Here is a 16349-nt window from a genome sequence, read left to right on the forward strand (position 1 = left end):
TGCGGCACAGGCGACTTCGTCGATGCCGCGCCCGCATTCGGATGGCACCCAGGCGGTCGCCCGGACCGAGGCCGCGGGCCCGCACTGGCCGGTGCGCACCGAGATCACGACGCGGCCCGAACCCGCCGGTGACAGCACGGAAGCCGAGCAAACCGAGGCCACGCAGCGCACCGAGATGACCCCGCGCGAGGCGGAGAGGCCGCCAGCGGTCGCCGAACCTGCTGGTCTGCCGGACATTTCGAGCAATGCGGCGGCGGCCCCGGGTGCGGAGGGCGAACCGCGCACGCCCACCCGGCCGTCCCAGCGGACCGCACGGATGACGCGACCGCGGCCGGTGGTGCGGCGGCTGGGCGCCGGGCTGGTGCCGATTCCCACGGTCGAACCGGTGGATCCGGAAGCGGCGGTGCTCGACGATCCGGTGGTGGCCGAGGGTCGGCGGTTCTGCTGGCGCTGCGGCAAACCGGTCGGGCGGGCCACGCCGACCCGGCCGTCGACGACCGCGGGCACCTGCCAAACCTGCGGTGCGCCTTACGATTTCCGACCCTCGCTGCATCCCAGCGAACGCGTCGCGGGGCAGTACGAGATCCAGGGCTGCATTGCGCACGGCGGGCTGGGCTGGATCTATCTGGCCATCGACCGCAATGTCAGCGACCGCTGGGTGGTGCTCAAGGGCCTGTTGCACGCCGGTGACGCCGAGGCCCAGGCGGTCGCGGTGGCCGAGCGGCAGTTCCTGGCCGAGGTGGCGCACCCGAGCATCGTGAAGATCCACAATTTCGTGGAACACGCGAGCGCGGATGGGACGCCCATCGGATTCATCGTGATGGAGTACGTGGGCGGGCATTCGCTGCGCGATCTGCTCGATCACTATGCGCCCGACCGGATGCCGGTCACCGAGGCCATCGCGTACCTGCTGGAAATCCTTCCGGCCCTGGACTATCTGCATTCGGTGGGGCTGGCCTACAACGATCTCAAGCCCGACAACATCATGATCACCACCGATCGGGTGGAACTCATCGACATGGGTGCGGTCAGCCAGTTCGAGGCGTACGGAAACCTGTACGGCACCAGGGGATATCAGGCGCCGGAGATCGCGCACACCGGACCCACGGTGGCCTCCGACATCTACACCGCCGGGCGCACCCTGGCCGTGCTCACCCTGCAGCTGCCGATGGAGCGCGGCGCGTACACCGACGGCATCCCCGACCCCAAGGACGAGCCGGTGCTGGCCCGGCACCAGTTCCTCTACCGACTGCTGCTGCGCGCCACCCACCCGGACCCGGAGCGCCGCTTCGCGTCCGCGCGGCTGCTGGGCACCCAGCTCACCGGCGTGCTGCGCGAGATCCTGGCCGTCGAGACCGGCAACGAGCATCCGCAGCTGTCGACCCTGTTCAGCCCGCCACGCACCAGTTTCGGCACCGGCGAGCTGATCGCGCAGACGGACGGCATCATCGACGGCATCCCCCGCGACACCCTGCTGCAGCCCGGTGACGTGGTGGCGGCGCTGCCGGTGCCGATCATCGATTCCGGGGATCCGTCCGCGCCGCTGCTGGCGGGCGCGGCCCACCCCGAACCCCGGCACGCCCTCGACGAACTGCGGCACGCCCGGCAGCGCGCGGCGGCCGAACCCGGCGGCGCGCCCGAGACCTTCGAGATGGAGGTGACGCTGGCCGAGGCCCGCGCTCACCTGGACCTGAACGAGCCCGCGGCCGCCCGCATGCTGCTGGACCGGCTCGGCGACGAGCCGCAGCCACCAGCCCCGGACTGGCGGATCGACTGGTATTTGGGCATGACCGAGCTGCTGGAACTGGAATACGAGCGAGCCTTCGCCCGCTTCAACTCGGTGCTCGAGGCGCTGCCCGGCGAGATCGCACCCAAGCTGGCCTTGGCCGCCACCGCGGAACTCATTCTGCAGCACTGGGATTCACCCGATCCCGAGGAGTGGCGGGCCTACGCCGAGAACTACTACGCCACGGTGTGGCGCACCGACCGGGGTGTGGTGAGCGCGGCCTTCGGACTGGCGCGGCAGCTGGCGGCGGCGGGGAACATCACCGCGGCCGTACACGCGCTCGATCAGGTGCCGCCCGCCTCACGCCATTACTCCGAAGCCCGCATGACGGCCATTCTCATGCTGCTGACCTGCGCGCCCGCCGCGGATCTGGACGAGTCGACGCTGCAGGTGGCGGCGGCGCGAGTGCAGAATCTGCCGCCCGGGGAGGGGCGCGCGGCGCAGTTGCGGATTCTCACGCTGGGCATCGCGCTGGGCTGGGTGCAGGCCGGGAAGCGGCCGAAATCCCCCAGCTCCAAGCTGTTCGGGTCGCCGTTCACCGAGCGGGATCTGCGGCGCGGCATCGAGACCGGGCTGCGTGGGCTGGCGCGCTCCGCGCCCGCGCGCACGCATCGCTACGCGCTGGTCGATCTGGCCAACGCGGTGCGCGCCAAATCCTGGTTCTAGAAGAAACCGGAGGAGTCCCGTGTCGCCTGCGGTGATCTCGGGGGCAGCCTGAGAACGGCGGGATCGGCGAGGGAATTGACGATCCCTACCGCAGTTGTGCGTGGTGCGACACGGGTTCCGGTTGGGTGGACCGGGGGAGGTTCCCAGGTCCGGCTCTCACAATGCCAATCGCATCGTGATGTTTTCGTGAAGGCCACCAGCCCCGTCATCCCGGCATGTTCTTGGCCGGGATCCAACGCTCACAGTGGTGGATTCCGGCCAAAAGCACGCCGGAATGACGGGGACTTCCTAGCCGACCAGTTCGGCGGAGGCCCGGGCGATCGCGAGCTCCTCATTCGTCGGCACGACCAGCACCTCGATCGCGGAATCGTCAGTCGAAATGCGCCGGGCCGAGCGATCTTTCGCGGTATTGCGGGCCGTGTCGATCTTGATGCCGTAGTTCTCCAGCCCCGCCAGCGCGGCCGCGCGGACCTTGGCGTCGTTCTCGCCGACACCGGCGGTGAAGGTGATGGCATCCACCTTGCCCAGGTCGATCAGATATGCGCCGAGGTAGCGGCGCAGCCGGTGGATGTAGACGTCGAACGCCAAAGTCGCGGTGGGATGGCCGGTTTCGATGAGCTGCCCCAGCTCCCGGAAGTCGTTCACCCCGGAGATGCCCTTGATGCCGGAATGCCGGTTGAGCAGGGCGTCCACCTCGTCCACCCCTATGCCCGCGGTACGGATCAGGTGGAAGATGATGCCCGGATCCAGATCCCCGGACCGGGTGCCCATGACCAGGCCCTCCAGCGGGGTCAGACCCATGGTGGTGTCCACCGCCTTGCCCGCGCGAATGGCCGAGGCCGACGCGCCGTTGCCGAGGTGCAGCACGATCTGGTTCAGCTCGGAGCGGTCCTTGCCGAGGAACGCGGCGGCCTGCGCGGACACGTAGTCGTGCGAGGTGCCGTGGAAGCCGTACTTGCGAATGCCGTGCGCGGCAGCGGTTTCCGCGTCGATGGCGTAGGTCTTGGCGGCGGCGGGCAGCTCGTGGAAGAAGGCGGTGTCGAACACCGCGACCTGCGGCACGTCCGGCAGCAGCGCCCGCGCGGACTCGATACCGATGACGTTCGGCGGATTGTGCAGCGGGGCCAGCGAAGACAGGTCGATGATGGCCTTGACCACGTCGTCGTCGATCAGCGTGGGCCGGTAGAAGACCTCGCCGCCGTGCACCACCCGGTGCCCGACCGCGCCCAGATCGGCGTGCGCCAGATCCTGGCCCGAGGCGCTGAACAGATCGAACACCACGTGCAGCCCCGCCGCGTGATCGGCGAGCGGGCCCCGGTACTCGAAAGTCTCTCCGCCGCACTTGTGTTCGACGGTCACGACGTCGCTCTCGACGTCCTCACCGATGCGCTGCACGACGCCGGAGGCGACCACGTCGGCCGACTCGGGTTCCAGCAGCTGGTATTTGATGGACGAGGAACCGGAGTTGATCACCAGTACCTTCATTGCGCCTCCTGTTGGGCTTGAATGGCGGTGATGGCAACGGTGTTGACGATGTCCGCGACGAGAGCGCCGCGCGAGAGGTCGTTGACCGGCTTGCGCAGACCCTGCAGCACGGGCCCGATGGCCACGGCTCCGGCGCTGCGCTGCACCGCTTTATAGGTGTTGTTCCCGGTATTGAGGTCCGGGAAGATGAAGACCGTAGCCTGACCGGCCACCTCGGAATTGGGCAGCTTGGTCTTGGCGACCGCCGGTTCGATGGCGGCGTCGTACTGAATCGGGCCCTCCACCAACAACTCCGGGGCACGCTCGTGCACCAGGTGGGTGGCGGCGCGGACCTTGTCCACATCCGCGCCGGAGCCGGATTCACCGGTCGAGTACGACAGCATGGCGACCCGCGGGTCGATGCCGAACTGGGCGGCGGTGAGCGCGGAGGAGACCGCGATATCCGCCAGCTGCTCCTGGGTCGGATCCGGCACCACGGCGCAATCGCCGTACACCAGAACCCGATCCGCGAGACACATGAGGAAGACGCTCGACACCGTGGACACGCCCGGCGTCGTCTTGATGATCTCGAACGACGGCCGGATGGTGTGCGCGGTGGTGTGCGCCGCACCCGACACCATGCCGTCGGCGACCCCCATGTGCACCATCATGGTGCCGAAATACGAGATGTCGGCCATGAATTCGCGGGCGCGGTCCACCGTCATGCCCTTGTGCGAGCGCAGCCGGGCGTATTCCTCGGCGAATTCGTCACGCAGCGGGCAGGTCTTGGGGTCGAGCACCTCGGCGGCGTCGATATCCACGCCGAGTTCGGCGGCGCGACCGCGAATCGCGGCCTCCTCGCCGAGGATGGTCAGATCGGCGATCTTGCGCTGCAGCACGCGGCCGGCGGCCCGCAGGATGCGGTCGTCGTCGCCCTCGGGCAGCACGATGCGCTTGCGATCATTGCGGGCCCGCTCGATGAGCTGGTACTCGAACATCTGCGGGGTGACGATGTTCGGGATCGGAACCTCGATCTGCCGCAGCAGTTCTCGCGGATCGACCCGCTCCTCCATCACCGCCAGCGCGGTGTCCACCTTGCGGATGCTGGAGAGCGAGACCCGGCCGCGGGTGAGAGCGGTGGCCTTGGCGGTCTCGAAGGTGCCCAGATCGGTGGACAGGATCGGCAGCTTGGGCTTGAGGCCCGCCATCAGCCGGGCAATGGACGGCTCGGGCAGCATGCCGCCGTTCATGATGATGCCCGCCAGCGACGGGAAGCCTTCCGCCTCATGGGCGTTCACCAGGGCGAGCAGCACGTCGGAGCGGTCGCCCGGAGTGATCACGGCGACGCCGTCGGTGAGGCGCTCGAGAATGTGTTCGGCGGTCATGCCGCCGACGATCACATCGAGGGCCTCGCGCTGCATGAGTTCCGGGTCGCCGCTGTAGAGTTCGCCGCCGATCGCGTCGCGCAGCTCCTCCATGGTCGGGGCCTGCAGCAGCGGCACCTCGGGCAGCGCCCAGGACGGTACGGCCGCAACCTTTTTCAGGACTTCGGCGTCTGCCTCGATCTGCTCGGGCTCGCAGCGGTTGGCGATGACGGCCACCAGCTTGGCGTGCTCGGCGTTCAGTTCGCCGCGGCACAGCTCGACCAGTTGCCCCAATTCGTCGGAGGTGCGGCCGATTCCGCGCACCACCAGCAGCACGGGCGCGCCGAGGTTGACCGCGATGCGCGCGTTGTAGCGCAGTTCGGAGGGGCTGGCGACATCGGTGTAGTCGGAGCCGACGATGAGCACGGCGTCGCACTGCTTGGCGACGGCGTGATAGCGCATCACGATCTCGCTGATCGCAGCGTCCGGATCCTCGTGCACCTGTTCGTAAGTCACCCCGACCGCCTGGTCGTAGTCGACATCGGAGGTGGAATGTTCGAGGAGGAGTTCGAGGATGTAATCGCGTCCGCTCGCGGAACGGGTGATCGGCCGGAACACGCCCACGCGGGGGGTGGTCGCGGCGAGCGCCTGAAGGACACCGAGCGCCACCGTCGACTTGCCGGTGTCGCCCTCGGGGGACGCGATGTACACACTGGAAACCGGTGTGGCAGCCATGAGCGAAAGCCTACCGACCGTTATTGGCCGATTTCCGCGTCGGCGTGGCAACACGTCAAGCGCGTTTGGTTATGCACATTCGCTATCAGTTCGTCAAGACCCGTTCTACCGGCCGTTTCCCGCCGCGCCCATGCCTCGCCCCGGGCGCGGGAGACTGCAATCACATGACATATGTCCCGCTCGGAGGCCGGATTTACCTCGTCATTCCGGCGTGCTTTTGGCCGGAATCCACACGACGAGGCTGATGCGCCGCGGGTGTGGATCCCGGCCAAAAACGTGCCGGGATGACGAGGTGGGTCACAGCGCGCGCAGGCGCGGGGCCAGATCGCTCTGGAACAGATCCAGGAAGCGACGCTGGTCGTGACCCGGCGCGTGGAAGACCAGGTGATTGAGGCCCGCGTCCAGGTACGGCTTGATCTGCTCGACGGCCTGGTCCGGATCGCTGGCCACGATCCAGCGCTTGGCGATCTGCTCGATCGGCAGCGCGTCCGCGGCGGCCTCCATCTCGATCGGGTCGGTGATGGAGTGCTTCTGCTCGGCGGTCAGCGACAGCGGGGCCCAGAAGCGCGTGTTCTCCAGCGCCAGAACGGGATCGGTGTCGTAGGAGATCTTGATCTCGATCATCCGGTCGATATCGTCGACCGTGCGGCCGACCTTCGCCGCGCCCTCGGCGACGGCGGGCATCAGCTTCTCGGTGTAGAGGTCCATGCCCTTGCCGGAGGTGCAGATGAAACCGTCACCGGCGCGACCGGCGTAGCGGGCCACCAGCGGGCCGCCGGCCGCGATGTAGACCGGGATGCCGTTCTTGGGCACGTCGTAGATGGAAGCGCCGACGGTCTTGTAGTACTGGCCTTCCCAGTCCACGCGCTCACCGGTCCACAGGGCCCGCATGAGATCCACGGATTCGCGCAGGCGCGCGAAACGCTCCTTGAACTCCGGCCATTCGCCGATGTAGCCGGTCGCGATCTCGTTGAGCGCCTCGCCCGAGCCCACGCCCAGCATGATCCGGTCCGGGTACAGGCAGCCCATGGTCGCGAAGGCTTGTGCGACGACCGCCGGGTTGTAGCGGAAGGTCGGGGTCAGCACCGAGGTGCCGAGTTGAATACGGTTGGTGCGCTCGCCCACCGCGGTCATCCAGGCCAGCGAGAACGGGGCGTGGCCGCCATTGTGCCGCCAGGGCTGGAAATGGTCGGAGACGGTCGCGGAGTCGAGGCCGTGCGCCTCCGCCTCCACCGCGAGCTCCACCAGTTCGCGCGGGCCGAACTGCTCCGCGGACGCCTTGTAACCGAGCTTGAGGTCTTTCACCTGGGCACTCCTGTCGCCTTGCTGCGCTTGGGTTGTGCGGGCCAACCTCCCGCCGGTCGCCTGCGACTCATGACGCCGCAAACGGACTTACCTCGCACCCTAGGTCCCGTGGTGGGAGGCGGTGCGGCAGGGGTCACACCCAAGTCCTCGAACCCCGGGTCGGGGGACCGTATTCCGGGGATGAGACCGGTCGTCCGGTCAATCAGAGCAGGAATATATGAGCGTTCGGTCCGGGGATAGCGGAGAATACGCACGTGACCAACTCGAGCGCAGAACCGATCCTCAGCTATCTCACGGACATGGACGGCGTCCTCGTACACGAGAATCACATGGTTCCGGGAGCCGACAAGTTCCTCGCCGAATTGCGCGACAACGACATTCCGTTCCTGGTGCTCACCAACAACTCGATCTACACCGCGCGCGACCTCCAGGCCCGGCTCAAGCACACCGGCCTCGAGATCCCCGTCGAGTCGATCTGGACCTCCGCGCTGGCGACCGCCACCTTCCTCAACGACCAGCGCCCCGGCGGCACCGCCTACGTGGTCGGCGAATCCGGCCTCACCACCGCACTGCACGAAATCGGTTACATCCTCACCGATTCCGAGCCGGACTACGTGGTGCTCGGCGAAACCCGCACCTATTCTTTCGAAGCCATCACCACCGCTATTCGGCTGGTCGCGGCGGGCGCGCGCTTCATCGCCACCAATCCGGACGCCACCGGCCCCTCCCGCGAGGGCATCCTGCCCGCCACCGGCTCGGTCGCGGCCCTCATCACCCAGGCCACCGGCCGCAAGCCCTACTACGTCGGCAAGCCCAACCCGCTGATGATGCGTTCGGCGCTGCGCCGCATCGGTGCACACTCGCTGTCCACCGTCATGATCGGCGACCGGATGGACACCGACGTCATCGCCGGCCTCGAAGCGGGCATGCGCACCATCCTCGTCACCACCGGCATCTCCACCCCCGCCCTGGTCGAGCAGTTCCCCTACCGCCCGACCACCATCCTGCCGTCGGTCGCCGCCCTGGTCGGCAAGACCAAGGACCCGTTCGCGCCCTAATCCGTGCGGTCGCCCTCGAGCGCTTCGAGGGCGACCGACAGGGTCGTCAGCGCGTCCACGATGCGCGCCAGCTCCTCCGAACCGACCTGCGCCACCAGTCGTTTCGCGAAGGCCGCATGCTGGGGATCGATCTGCCGCACCGCGCCGTACCCCGCATCGGTGATGGCCACCAGCTTGGCCCGGCGATGCGCCGGATTCGGCCGATACTCGGCGAATCCCTTGTCCACCAGCAGATCCGCCACCCGCTGCACGCTCTGGCGGGTGATGCCCATCTCGCGCGCGATGCCCGCAACCGGCAAGGGCTCGCGGATCACCGCGCCCAGCACCTGCCACCACGCCACGGTGATCCCCGCGGGTTTGGCCAATTCCTCGGCGACCGCGAGGAATTGGCCGTTCAACTTGAACGAGGTGACCGCCGCGGTGGCGAAGAGTTGCTGATCGGTGCGAGTCATCGCCCCGCCGCCGCGCGACGCTGCTCGTATTCGAACAGCTCGTAGAACCCGGCGGGATCATTGTTTCCGTACAGCTTGTACCAGGCCGCGAGCACCTCGGGCTCGTAGATGTCCAGGCGGGCGAAGATCTCCCGGGCGAACTCCACCGGCTTCGTGCCCGTCGCGGTGATGAGATCGCCGTCGGTCACGGCCGGTTCGGGGACGTAGTGCGCGCCACCCGAATACCCGCTGGCGGCAAGGTATCCCGGGTCATTGCTGGTGTGGGGCCGATCGTCGAGCAGGCCCGCGCGCGCCAGCCCGAAGGTCGCGCCGCAGATGGCCGCGACCGGGACCCCGGCGGCCAGCAACTCCCGGGCCTTGGCCGCGAAAGCCGTGATCGGACTCGCCGGATCGAACTCGGTCGCGAGGCCGGGCAGGATCAGCATCGCGCTGTCGGCGGGCTGCAGATCCGCCAGGACGACGTCGGGCAGGATCCGCATGCCGCCCATCGAGGTGACCGGATCAGCGCTGACCCCAACGGTTTTCACCTGCCACGTGCCGGGCTCACGGTGCCACAGCTCGCGGTTGATGTGCGCGGTGGCGTGCCCGACCTCCCAGTCCGAGAAGGTGTCGTACACGGCCATGTGAACTGTTTTTATCATGACAGTATGCTGTCATATTTGACAGCATACTGTCAATGGTTGGGCCCCCCGGAAACGACAAATGGCCGGAACCCGCTGGGTTCCGGCCATGTCGATATTCGTCAGCTCAGGGCGTGGTCCAGGTCGCCCAGCAGGTCTTCAACGTCTTCCAGGCCGATGGAGATGCGCACGACCCCGTCAGTAATGCCCACGGCCGCACGGCCTTCCGGGCCCATCGCGCGGTGCGTGGTGGTGGCCGGGTGGGTGATCAGGGTCTTCGCGTCACCGAGGTTGTTGGAGATGTCGATGATGCGCAAGCGGTTGAGCACCTCGAAAGCGCGTTTCTTGGCCTCGTTCTCGGGAGCCTTCAGCTCGAAGGTGATCACCGTGCCGCCGCCCGACATCTGCCGCTTGGCCAGCTCGTACTGCGGGTGCGAAGACAGGAAGGGGTACTTCACCCACGCCACGGCCGGGTGATCCTCCAGGAACTGCGCGATCTTCAGCGCCGAATCCACCGACTGACGCAGCCGCAGCGGCATGGTCTCGAGGCCCTTGAGCAGCGTCCAGGCATTGAACGGGCTCAGCGCCGGACCGGTGTGGCGCATAAGGTTTTTGACCGGGCCGTCGATGTAGTCCTGCGGTCCCAGGATCGCGCCGCCGAGCACCCGGCCCTGGCCGTCGATGTGCTTGGTGCCCGAGTAGACGGTGATGTCCGCGCCCAGATCGAAGCCGCGCTGCAGCAGCGGGGTGGCGAAGACGTTGTCCAGCACCACCTTCGCGCCCGCCGCGTGCGCGAGATCGGAGACCGCGCGCACATCGGTAAGGGTCTGCATCGGGTTCGACGGGGTCTCGAAGAAGACCGCGGTGGTCGGCACCGACAGCGCCTGCTCCCACTGGTCCAGATCCTCGCCGTCGACGAAGACGGTCTCCACGCCCCAGCGCGGCAGGATCTCGTTGGCCACCACGAAGCAGGAGCCGAACAGGCTGCGCGCCGCGACCAGCCGGTCACCGGCGCCCACCAGCGCACCCAGCGCGGTGAACACCGCGGACATGCCCGAGGCGGTCGCGAAACAGGCTTCGGCGCCGTCGATCAGGCGCAGCCGCTCCTCGAACATGGCGACCGTCGGGTTGCCGTAGCGGGAGTAGACGAAGTGCTGGATATCGCCGGTGAACGAGGCTTCGGCCGCCTCGGCGCTCTCGTAGACGAAACCCGAATTGAGGAACAGCGCCTCGGAGGTCTCGTCGAAGCCGGAACGCCGGGTGCCGCCGCGCACGGCCTGCGTGGCCGGGCCGACGCCCTCGGGGAGCGGCTTGTCGAAGGAACCGCCGGTGATCATGACTGCCTCCACGGAAGTCCGTCGGCGCGCCAGCCGGTGCTGCCGCGATGACCCTGACCGTCGAGCGCACCCTCGAACCCGTCGACCACATTGAAGGACGGGGAGATGCCGACGGTGGTGGCCGCGGTGGCCGCGCCGATGGAGCGCTGACCCGAGCGGCAGATGAACAGGACCGGTGCGTCCGAATCCTGCGGGCGGGCGGCGAGCGCCTGCCGCAACTGGTCCACGAACCGTGCGTTGGGCGCGCCGGTGGCGTCCACCCATTCGATCAGCGCGGTCGGCCGGCCGATGCCATTGGTGTCGGGCACCCCGACGAAACGCCATTCCGCCTCGGTGCGGACATCCACCAGCACCGCATCCGGATTGTCGCGCAACAACTCCCACGCTTGCTTCGGCGTGATGTCACCCGCGTAGTTCACCTGTACCTCCTGTGAATCCGCACTTGCCGCACCGCTGCTCGGTGCGTGGCCAGGTCGTCACCCGGAGCACCCCACCGCGGAGGAGGGTTGCCGATCAGCGAGCCGGGGCTTGGCGCTGATACTCATGACCTGGGATGAGAGTGCCGAAAAACCGGCACTCGTGTCAAACGCTTCGCCGGACTTCGGACCTTGTCACGAACTGCAGACCAACCAGCGAGAATTCTCTTTGGTGAAGTGCCAGGTCGAGGTGGTCTGGGCGCCACCGGCGCTGAAACTGACCTGCGCTGTGGCCTTGTCGCCGTCGATGACGGGATCCTTCAGCGCGTCGAAGCTGATCGGGCCGCCGGTCTCGACGGCGATCTTGAGCGGCGAGGTGTTCTCGTCGAATCCCTTGCAGGCCAAGCTCGGTTCGTACTTGCCGTTGTCGCTGCGGTACTTGATGAAGTTGCCCGCGGGCGCCGAGAGCCGATCGGTATCTGTGACATTCTTCTCAACCGGCGACACCAGCGTGGCGATCACGATGCCCAGGATCACGAACGCGATGAGACCGGCCGCGACCAGGAACGGCCACATGCTCCGCGTCTCGTTCTGATCGAACTGGACTGTCTCCTCGGCTGTCTCCTCGGCGTCGCTCATGGGTAGATCATGCCTGGTCGGTGCGAGGGACCCGGAAAGCCATCGCATAGAATCAGCAGAATTTCCGCCCCAGGCGCGGGAATAGCAGGACAACGCAGCAACGCTGCAGCGTCGGGGGCCGACGATGGTCACCGAAGCCAGGGCGTCAACTTAGCCTAAGCTAAGAACGACGGCTAAGTTTTGACGGCAAGTTAGTTTCGACCCAAAGGGTGCGCGGAAAAATGACCGAACAGAGTGCAGCGACCCGCCCGCTACGCATTGCGATCGTGGGCGCAGGACCGGCCGGTATCTATGCCGCCGATGCCTTGATGAAGTCCGACGCACCCGCCGGGTTCGACGGGGTCAGCATCGATCTGTACGAGCGCATGCCCGCGCCCTTCGGCCTGATCCGCTACGGCGTGGCACCCGACCACCCGCGCATCAAGGGCATCATCACCGCGCTGCACAAGGTCCTCGACAAGGACCAGGTGCGCCTGCTGGGCAATATCGACTACGGCGTCGACATCACCCTCGAGGACCTGCGTCAGTTCTACGACGCGGTCATCTTCTCCACCGGCGCCAATGCCGACCGCGCCCTGGAGGTTCCGGGCATCGAGCTCGACGGCTCCTTCGGCGCCGCGGACTTCGTGTCCTGGTACGACGGCCACCCGGACGTGCCGCGCACCTGGCCGCTGGAGGCGGAGAAGGTCGCCGTGCTCGGCGTCGGCAATGTCGCCCTGGATGTGGCACGCGTGCTGGCCAAGACCGGTGACGAGCTGCTGCCGACCGAGATCCCGCCGAACGTCTACGAGGGCCTACTGGCCAACAAGGCGCTCGAGGTCCACGTCTTCGGCCGTCGTGGTCCCGCGCAGGCCAAGTTCACCCCGCTCGAGCTGCGCGAACTCGACCACTCGCCGACCATCGAGGTCATCGTCGATCCCGAGGACATCGACTACGACGAGGGCTCCGAGGCCGCCCGCCGGCACTCCAAGCAGGTCGACATGATCTGCAACACGTTGGAGCAGTGGGCCATTCGCGATGTCGGCAACCGCCCGCACAAGCTGTTCCTGCACTTCTTCGAGAACCCCTCGGAGATCCTGGGCGAGGACGGCAAGGTCGTGGGCCTGCGCACCGAGCGCACCCAGCTCGACGGCACCGGAAACTGCAAGGGCACCGGCGAGTTCAAGGACTGGGACATCCAGGCCGTGTACCGCGCGGTCGGCTACCTGTCGCAGAACATCCCGGCCCTGCCCTTCGACGACCAGGCCGGAACCGTCCCCAACGAGGCCGGCCGCGTTCTGGTCGACGAGGACGCGGACGGCGCGGATCGCTATGCGCCCGCCACCTACGTGACCGGCTGGATCAAGCGCGGCCCGGTCGGCCTCATCGGCCACACCAAGGGCGACGCCAACGAGACCATCGCCTGCCTGCTCGACGATGCCGCGAACTTCGTCCCGGCCCCGCGGCCGGAGCGTGAGGCCGTCACCGAGTTCCTCGAGGGCAAGGGCATTCCGTTCACCACCTGGGCCGGCTGGTACCGCCTCGACGCGCACGAGCGCGCGCTGGGCGAGCCGCAGGGCCGCGAGCGGGTCAAGGTCGTCGAGCGCGACGAGATGCTCGCCGCCTCCGAGCCCGACAAGGTGCTCTGAGCCCGACAAGGTTTCCCGACCCGTCGGGATTTCCGGATCAGCGCTGGACAGGATGCCCTGACCAGCGCGAATCCGCTTGTCGGACAAGGTTGTCCACACATGTCACCGTTCTGAGGCATGCTGATCACGTGTTCGATGCCCATCTCCACATCTTCGATCCGCGGTTCCCGCTGGTCGAGAACGAGGGCTACCTGCCCGACCCGTACACCATCGCCGACTATCGCAAGCGCATGTCCCGCTTCGATATCGACGGTGGTGCCGTGGTCAGCGGGTCCTTCCAGGGCACCGATCAGAGCTATCTATTGGCGGCGCTGGACGCGCTCGGCGAGGGCTGGGTGGGCGTCACCATGCTCCCGGTGGACGCCCCCGACCAGCAGATCATCGACCTGAACCGGGCCGGGGTGCGAGCCATCCGGTTCAACCTCAAGCGCGCCGGCGGGGACATCGTCGGGCTCACCATGCTGGCGCTGCGGGCCTACGAACTGGCCGGTTGGCATGTGGAGCTCTATATCGACGGAACCATGCTGGGTTCGCTGGAACCGGTCATCACCAAACTGCCCAAGCTGTCCATCGACCATCTGGGCATGTCCGACGACTGCCTGCCGTACCTGCTCAACCTGGTCGATCGAGGCGCGAAGGTGAAGGCGTCCGGCTTCGGGCGGGTGTCGATGAATGTGGGCTCGGCGCTGCGCAAGATCCACACCGTCAATCCCGAGGCGCTGATGTTCGGCACCGACCTGCCCGGCACCCGCGCGGGACGGCCGTTCCGCGACACCGACCTCTCGGTGCTCGGCGATGCCGTCGGCTCGGACCTGCATCGGGTGCTCGAGGACAACGCCCGGACCTTCTACGGGCTGCCCGCCAAGGAGCGCGCGCTCGAGGACCCGACCATGCGGATGGCCGCCGGTGAGCTGCCGACGCTGCGGCTGCCGCGCTCGGAGCTGCCCAAACTCCCGCCCCCGGACACCCTCCCGCTCCCCATCGTGGATCACTGATCCCCCCTCGGCCGTTCCCCGGTTCCGCGTTATTGTCAGTACGTCAACACCGGCCAGGTGGCCCGGTGCACTGGATTCGACGATGAACCGAGGTAGGGCGTGAGCACTCCATCCACCGCCAAGCAGGGCCCGCTCGCGGGCGTCCGGGTTGTTGAACTGGCCGGCATCGGCCCCGGTCCGCACGCGGCACTGCTGCTCGCCGATCTCGGCGCGGACGTGGTGCGGGTGCAGCGGCCGGGACAGTTCCCCGGATTCATGGAACGCCCGCAGTGGCGCGGCCGCACCATCGTCGAGGCCAATCTCAAGGATCCGGCCGACATCGAGAAGGTGCTCGGGCTCATCGAGAAGGCCGACGTGCTCATCGAGGGCTTCCGGCCCGGCGTCACCGAGCGCATGGGACTGGGGCCCGACGCCGCGCTGGAACGCAATCCGCGCCTGGTCTACGGCCGCATGACCGGCTGGGGCCAGTACGGTCCGCTGGCCGACCGCGCCGGGCACGACATCAACTACATCTCGCTGACCGGCGTGCTGAATGCCATCGGCCGCAAGGGCGAACGGCCGGTGCCGCCGCTGAACATGGTCGGCGACTTCGGCGGCGGCTCCATGTTCCTGGTCTTCGGCATTCTGGCCGCGCTGGTGGAGCGGCAGAACTCCGGCAAGGGCCAGGTCATCGACTCGGCCATGATCGATGGGGCGCTGGCCCTCTCGCACATGATCTGGGGCATGAAGGGCATGGGCCTGTGGTCGGATGAGCGCGGCACCAATCTGCTCGACACCGGCATGGCCTTCTACGACACCTACGAGACCTCCGACGGCAAATACATGGCGGTGGGCTGCATCGAACCGCAGTTCTACGCGGAACTGCTTGTCGGCCTGGAGATCTCGCCGGAGGGGCTGCCGCACCAGCTCGACCCGGCGGGCCAGGATCAGCTGCGCAAGCTGTTCACCGAGAAGTTCAAGACCAAGACCCGCGACGAGTGGTGGGCGATCTTCGAGAACACCGACGCCTGCACCACCCCCGTGCTGACTTTCACCGAGGCGGAACAGAATCCGCACATCCAGGCCCGGACCGGGCTGGTCGAGATCGACGGGGTCGTGCAGCACGCCCCGGCCCCGCGCTTCTCGCGCACCCCGGCGGCCGTGCCGACCCCGCCGCCGAACGCGGGCACCCCGATCGAAACCGTCTGGGCCGACTGATCTTTCCCGAGACAGCCGAGCGCCCCCTGTGGATTCCACAGGGGGCGTTGACTTTCCGAAGCGGAGGGATCAGGCCCCGGGGGCAACCAGCTGGATGTCGAGCTCGATGGCGATCTTGTCGCTCAGCATGGCGTTCGGCATGCCGGGGGCGACACCGAAGTCGCTGCGCTTGATGGAACCCGACGCGGTGAAACCGGCGTGCTCCTTGTTGTCCTGCGGGAAGACCTGCACGCCGCCCCACTCGACGTCGAGGGTGACCGGCTTGGTGACGCCGCCGATGGTGGCCTCACCGGTGACCTCGAACTCCGGGGAGAGGGCGACGGCCTCGGGGACCCGGAAGGTCAGGTGCGGGCGGTTGGCGATATCGAGGATGTCGGCGCTGCGGACGTGGCCGTCGCGCATCTCGTTGCCGGTGTCGAAGGAGTCGAAGTAGATGGTGGCCTCGATGGCCGCCTCGCCGGCGTCGTTCACGACGAAACCGGTCTCGAAGCGGTTGAAGCGGCCGCGAACCTTGGAGATGCCCAGGTGCTTCACGGTGAAGTTGACCGAGGAGTGGTTGGCGTCGAGGGTCCAGGCGCCGGGGGCGAGGGTGGTCTGCTCGGAAGTCGTCATGCCATGAGATTAAGTGGACTGCGGTCCGCTTAGCCAGGCCGTGGTTATCCGGGGACTGGCAGGGCTGGGATAACG

General features: G+C 67.5%; 14 protein-coding genes and 1 riboswitch. Of the genes, 5 read left to right on the top strand and 9 right to left on the bottom strand.

Annotation, left to right across the window (positions count from 1 at the left end; genetic code table 11):
• Positions 1–22: 22 nt before the first annotated feature.
• A complete protein-coding gene (locus tag ACYVN4_RS13060; protein ID WP_460722614.1) occupies positions 23–2452 on the top strand; it encodes a serine/threonine-protein kinase in 2430 nt (809 codons plus the stop codon).
• 288 nt (positions 2453–2740) lie between these two features.
• Here ACYVN4_RS13060 and ACYVN4_RS13065 read toward each other — a convergent pair whose 3' ends face one another.
• The 3 genes from ACYVN4_RS13065 to fgd form a co-directional block, all read right to left on the bottom strand.
• Positions 2741–3937, bottom strand: coding sequence for an acetate kinase (locus ACYVN4_RS13065; RefSeq protein WP_460720735.1), 1197 nt, complete (start codon positions 3935–3937; stop codon positions 2741–2743).
• A complete protein-coding gene (gene pta / locus ACYVN4_RS13070) occupies positions 3934–6015 on the bottom strand; it encodes a phosphate acetyltransferase (protein ID WP_460720737.1) in 2082 nt (693 codons plus the stop codon). The genes ACYVN4_RS13065 and pta overlap by 4 nt, the downstream gene beginning before the upstream one ends.
• A gap of 297 nt (positions 6016–6312) precedes the next feature.
• The gene (gene fgd, locus ACYVN4_RS13075; protein ID WP_460720739.1) at positions 6313–7320 is read right to left on the bottom strand and encodes a glucose-6-phosphate dehydrogenase (coenzyme-F420); all 1008 of its coding nucleotides are present in this window, start codon (positions 7318–7320) and stop codon (positions 6313–6315) included.
• A gap of 299 nt (positions 7321–7619) precedes the next feature.
• Here fgd and ACYVN4_RS13080 point away from each other — a divergent pair, with 299 nt between their 5' ends.
• Positions 7620–8378 carry an HAD-IIA family hydrolase gene (locus ACYVN4_RS13080; RefSeq protein ID WP_379359575.1) on the top strand — a complete coding sequence of 253 codons (759 nt, stop codon included), beginning with the start codon at positions 7620–7622 and terminating at the stop codon, positions 8376–8378.
• Here the strand turns inward: ACYVN4_RS13080 and ACYVN4_RS13085 are convergent.
• The 5 genes from ACYVN4_RS13085 to ACYVN4_RS13105 all read right to left on the bottom strand — a co-directional run bounded on the left by ACYVN4_RS13085 (position 8375) and on the right by ACYVN4_RS13105 (position 11842).
• Positions 8375–8830, bottom strand: a complete 456-nt coding sequence (locus ACYVN4_RS13085; protein WP_460720741.1) for a MarR family winged helix-turn-helix transcriptional regulator — start codon at positions 8828–8830, stop codon at positions 8375–8377. The genes ACYVN4_RS13080 and ACYVN4_RS13085 overlap by 4 nt on opposite strands.
• Positions 8827–9471 (bottom strand): type 1 glutamine amidotransferase family protein, encoded by a 645-nt coding sequence (locus ACYVN4_RS13090; RefSeq protein WP_460720743.1) that lies wholly within the window; start codon positions 9469–9471, stop codon positions 8827–8829. Before ACYVN4_RS13090 ends, ACYVN4_RS13085 begins: the two co-directional genes overlap by 4 nt.
• A gap of 101 nt (positions 9472–9572) precedes the next feature.
• Positions 9573–10787 carry an O-succinylhomoserine sulfhydrylase gene (locus ACYVN4_RS13095; protein WP_460720745.1) on the bottom strand — a complete coding sequence of 405 codons (1215 nt, stop codon included), beginning with the start codon at positions 10785–10787 and terminating at the stop codon, positions 9573–9575.
• A complete protein-coding gene (locus ACYVN4_RS13100; protein WP_379358504.1) occupies positions 10784–11206 on the bottom strand; it encodes a rhodanese-like domain-containing protein in 423 nt (140 codons plus the stop codon). The genes ACYVN4_RS13095 and ACYVN4_RS13100 overlap by 4 nt, the downstream gene beginning before the upstream one ends.
• A gap of 14 nt (positions 11207–11220) precedes the next feature.
• Positions 11221–11336: riboswitch (SAM riboswitch) on the bottom strand.
• 62 nt (positions 11337–11398) lie between these two features.
• Entirely contained in the window at positions 11399–11842 is a 444-nt protein-coding gene (locus tag ACYVN4_RS13105) for an Rv0361 family membrane protein (protein ID WP_460720747.1), read from the bottom strand.
• A 221-nt stretch (positions 11843–12063) separates the two neighbouring features.
• On the opposite strand from ACYVN4_RS13105, the gene ACYVN4_RS13110 reads away from it, so the two are divergent.
• From ACYVN4_RS13110 to ACYVN4_RS13120, 3 genes are all read left to right on the top strand, one after another.
• On the top strand, positions 12064–13470 hold the full coding sequence (locus tag ACYVN4_RS13110) for an FAD-dependent oxidoreductase (RefSeq protein ID WP_460720749.1): 1407 nt from the start codon (positions 12064–12066) through the stop codon (positions 13468–13470).
• A gap of 128 nt (positions 13471–13598) precedes the next feature.
• The gene (locus ACYVN4_RS13115) at positions 13599–14465 is read left to right on the top strand and encodes an amidohydrolase family protein (protein ID WP_460720751.1); all 867 of its coding nucleotides are present in this window, start codon (positions 13599–13601) and stop codon (positions 14463–14465) included.
• A gap of 99 nt (positions 14466–14564) precedes the next feature.
• Entirely contained in the window at positions 14565–15662 is a 1098-nt protein-coding gene (locus ACYVN4_RS13120; RefSeq protein ID WP_460720753.1) for a CaiB/BaiF CoA transferase family protein, read from the top strand.
• A gap of 69 nt (positions 15663–15731) precedes the next feature.
• On the opposite strand, the gene ACYVN4_RS13125 is transcribed toward ACYVN4_RS13120, so the two are convergent.
• Complete coding sequence (locus tag ACYVN4_RS13125; RefSeq protein WP_460720755.1) at positions 15732–16274, bottom strand: YceI family protein; 543 nt, start codon at positions 16272–16274, stop codon at positions 15732–15734.
• Between the last annotated feature and the right edge of the window lie 75 nt (positions 16275–16349).

This window comes from Nocardia heshunensis, assembly GCF_054782115.1.

Excerpts from the sequence above, each read along its gene's own strand:
- ACYVN4_RS13060 (WP_460722614.1), top strand. The coding sequence starts at position 23 with ATGCCGCGCCCGCATTCGGATGGCACCCAGGCGGTCGCCCGGACCGAG.
- ACYVN4_RS13065 (WP_460720735.1), bottom strand. The coding sequence starts at position 3,937 with ATGAAGGTACTGGTGATCAACTCCGGTTCCTCGTCCATCAAATACCAG.
- pta (WP_460720737.1), bottom strand. The coding sequence starts at position 6,015 with ATGGCTGCCACACCGGTTTCCAGTGTGTACATCGCGTCCCCCGAGGGC.
- ACYVN4_RS13080 (WP_379359575.1), top strand. The coding sequence starts at position 7,620 with ATGGACGGCGTCCTCGTACACGAGAATCACATGGTTCCGGGAGCCGAC.
- ACYVN4_RS13085 (WP_460720741.1), bottom strand. The coding sequence starts at position 8,830 with ATGACTCGCACCGATCAGCAACTCTTCGCCACCGCGGCGGTCACCTCG.
- ACYVN4_RS13090 (WP_460720743.1), bottom strand. The coding sequence starts at position 9,471 with ATGATAAAAACAGTTCACATGGCCGTGTACGACACCTTCTCGGACTGG.
- ACYVN4_RS13095 (WP_460720745.1), bottom strand. The coding sequence starts at position 10,787 with ATGATCACCGGCGGTTCCTTCGACAAGCCGCTCCCCGAGGGCGTCGGC.
- ACYVN4_RS13105 (WP_460720747.1), bottom strand. The coding sequence starts at position 11,842 with ATGAGCGACGCCGAGGAGACAGCCGAGGAGACAGTCCAGTTCGATCAG.
- ACYVN4_RS13110 (WP_460720749.1), top strand. The coding sequence starts at position 12,064 with ATGACCGAACAGAGTGCAGCGACCCGCCCGCTACGCATTGCGATCGTG.
- ACYVN4_RS13125 (WP_460720755.1), bottom strand. The coding sequence starts at position 16,274 with ATGACGACTTCCGAGCAGACCACCCTCGCCCCCGGCGCCTGGACCCTC.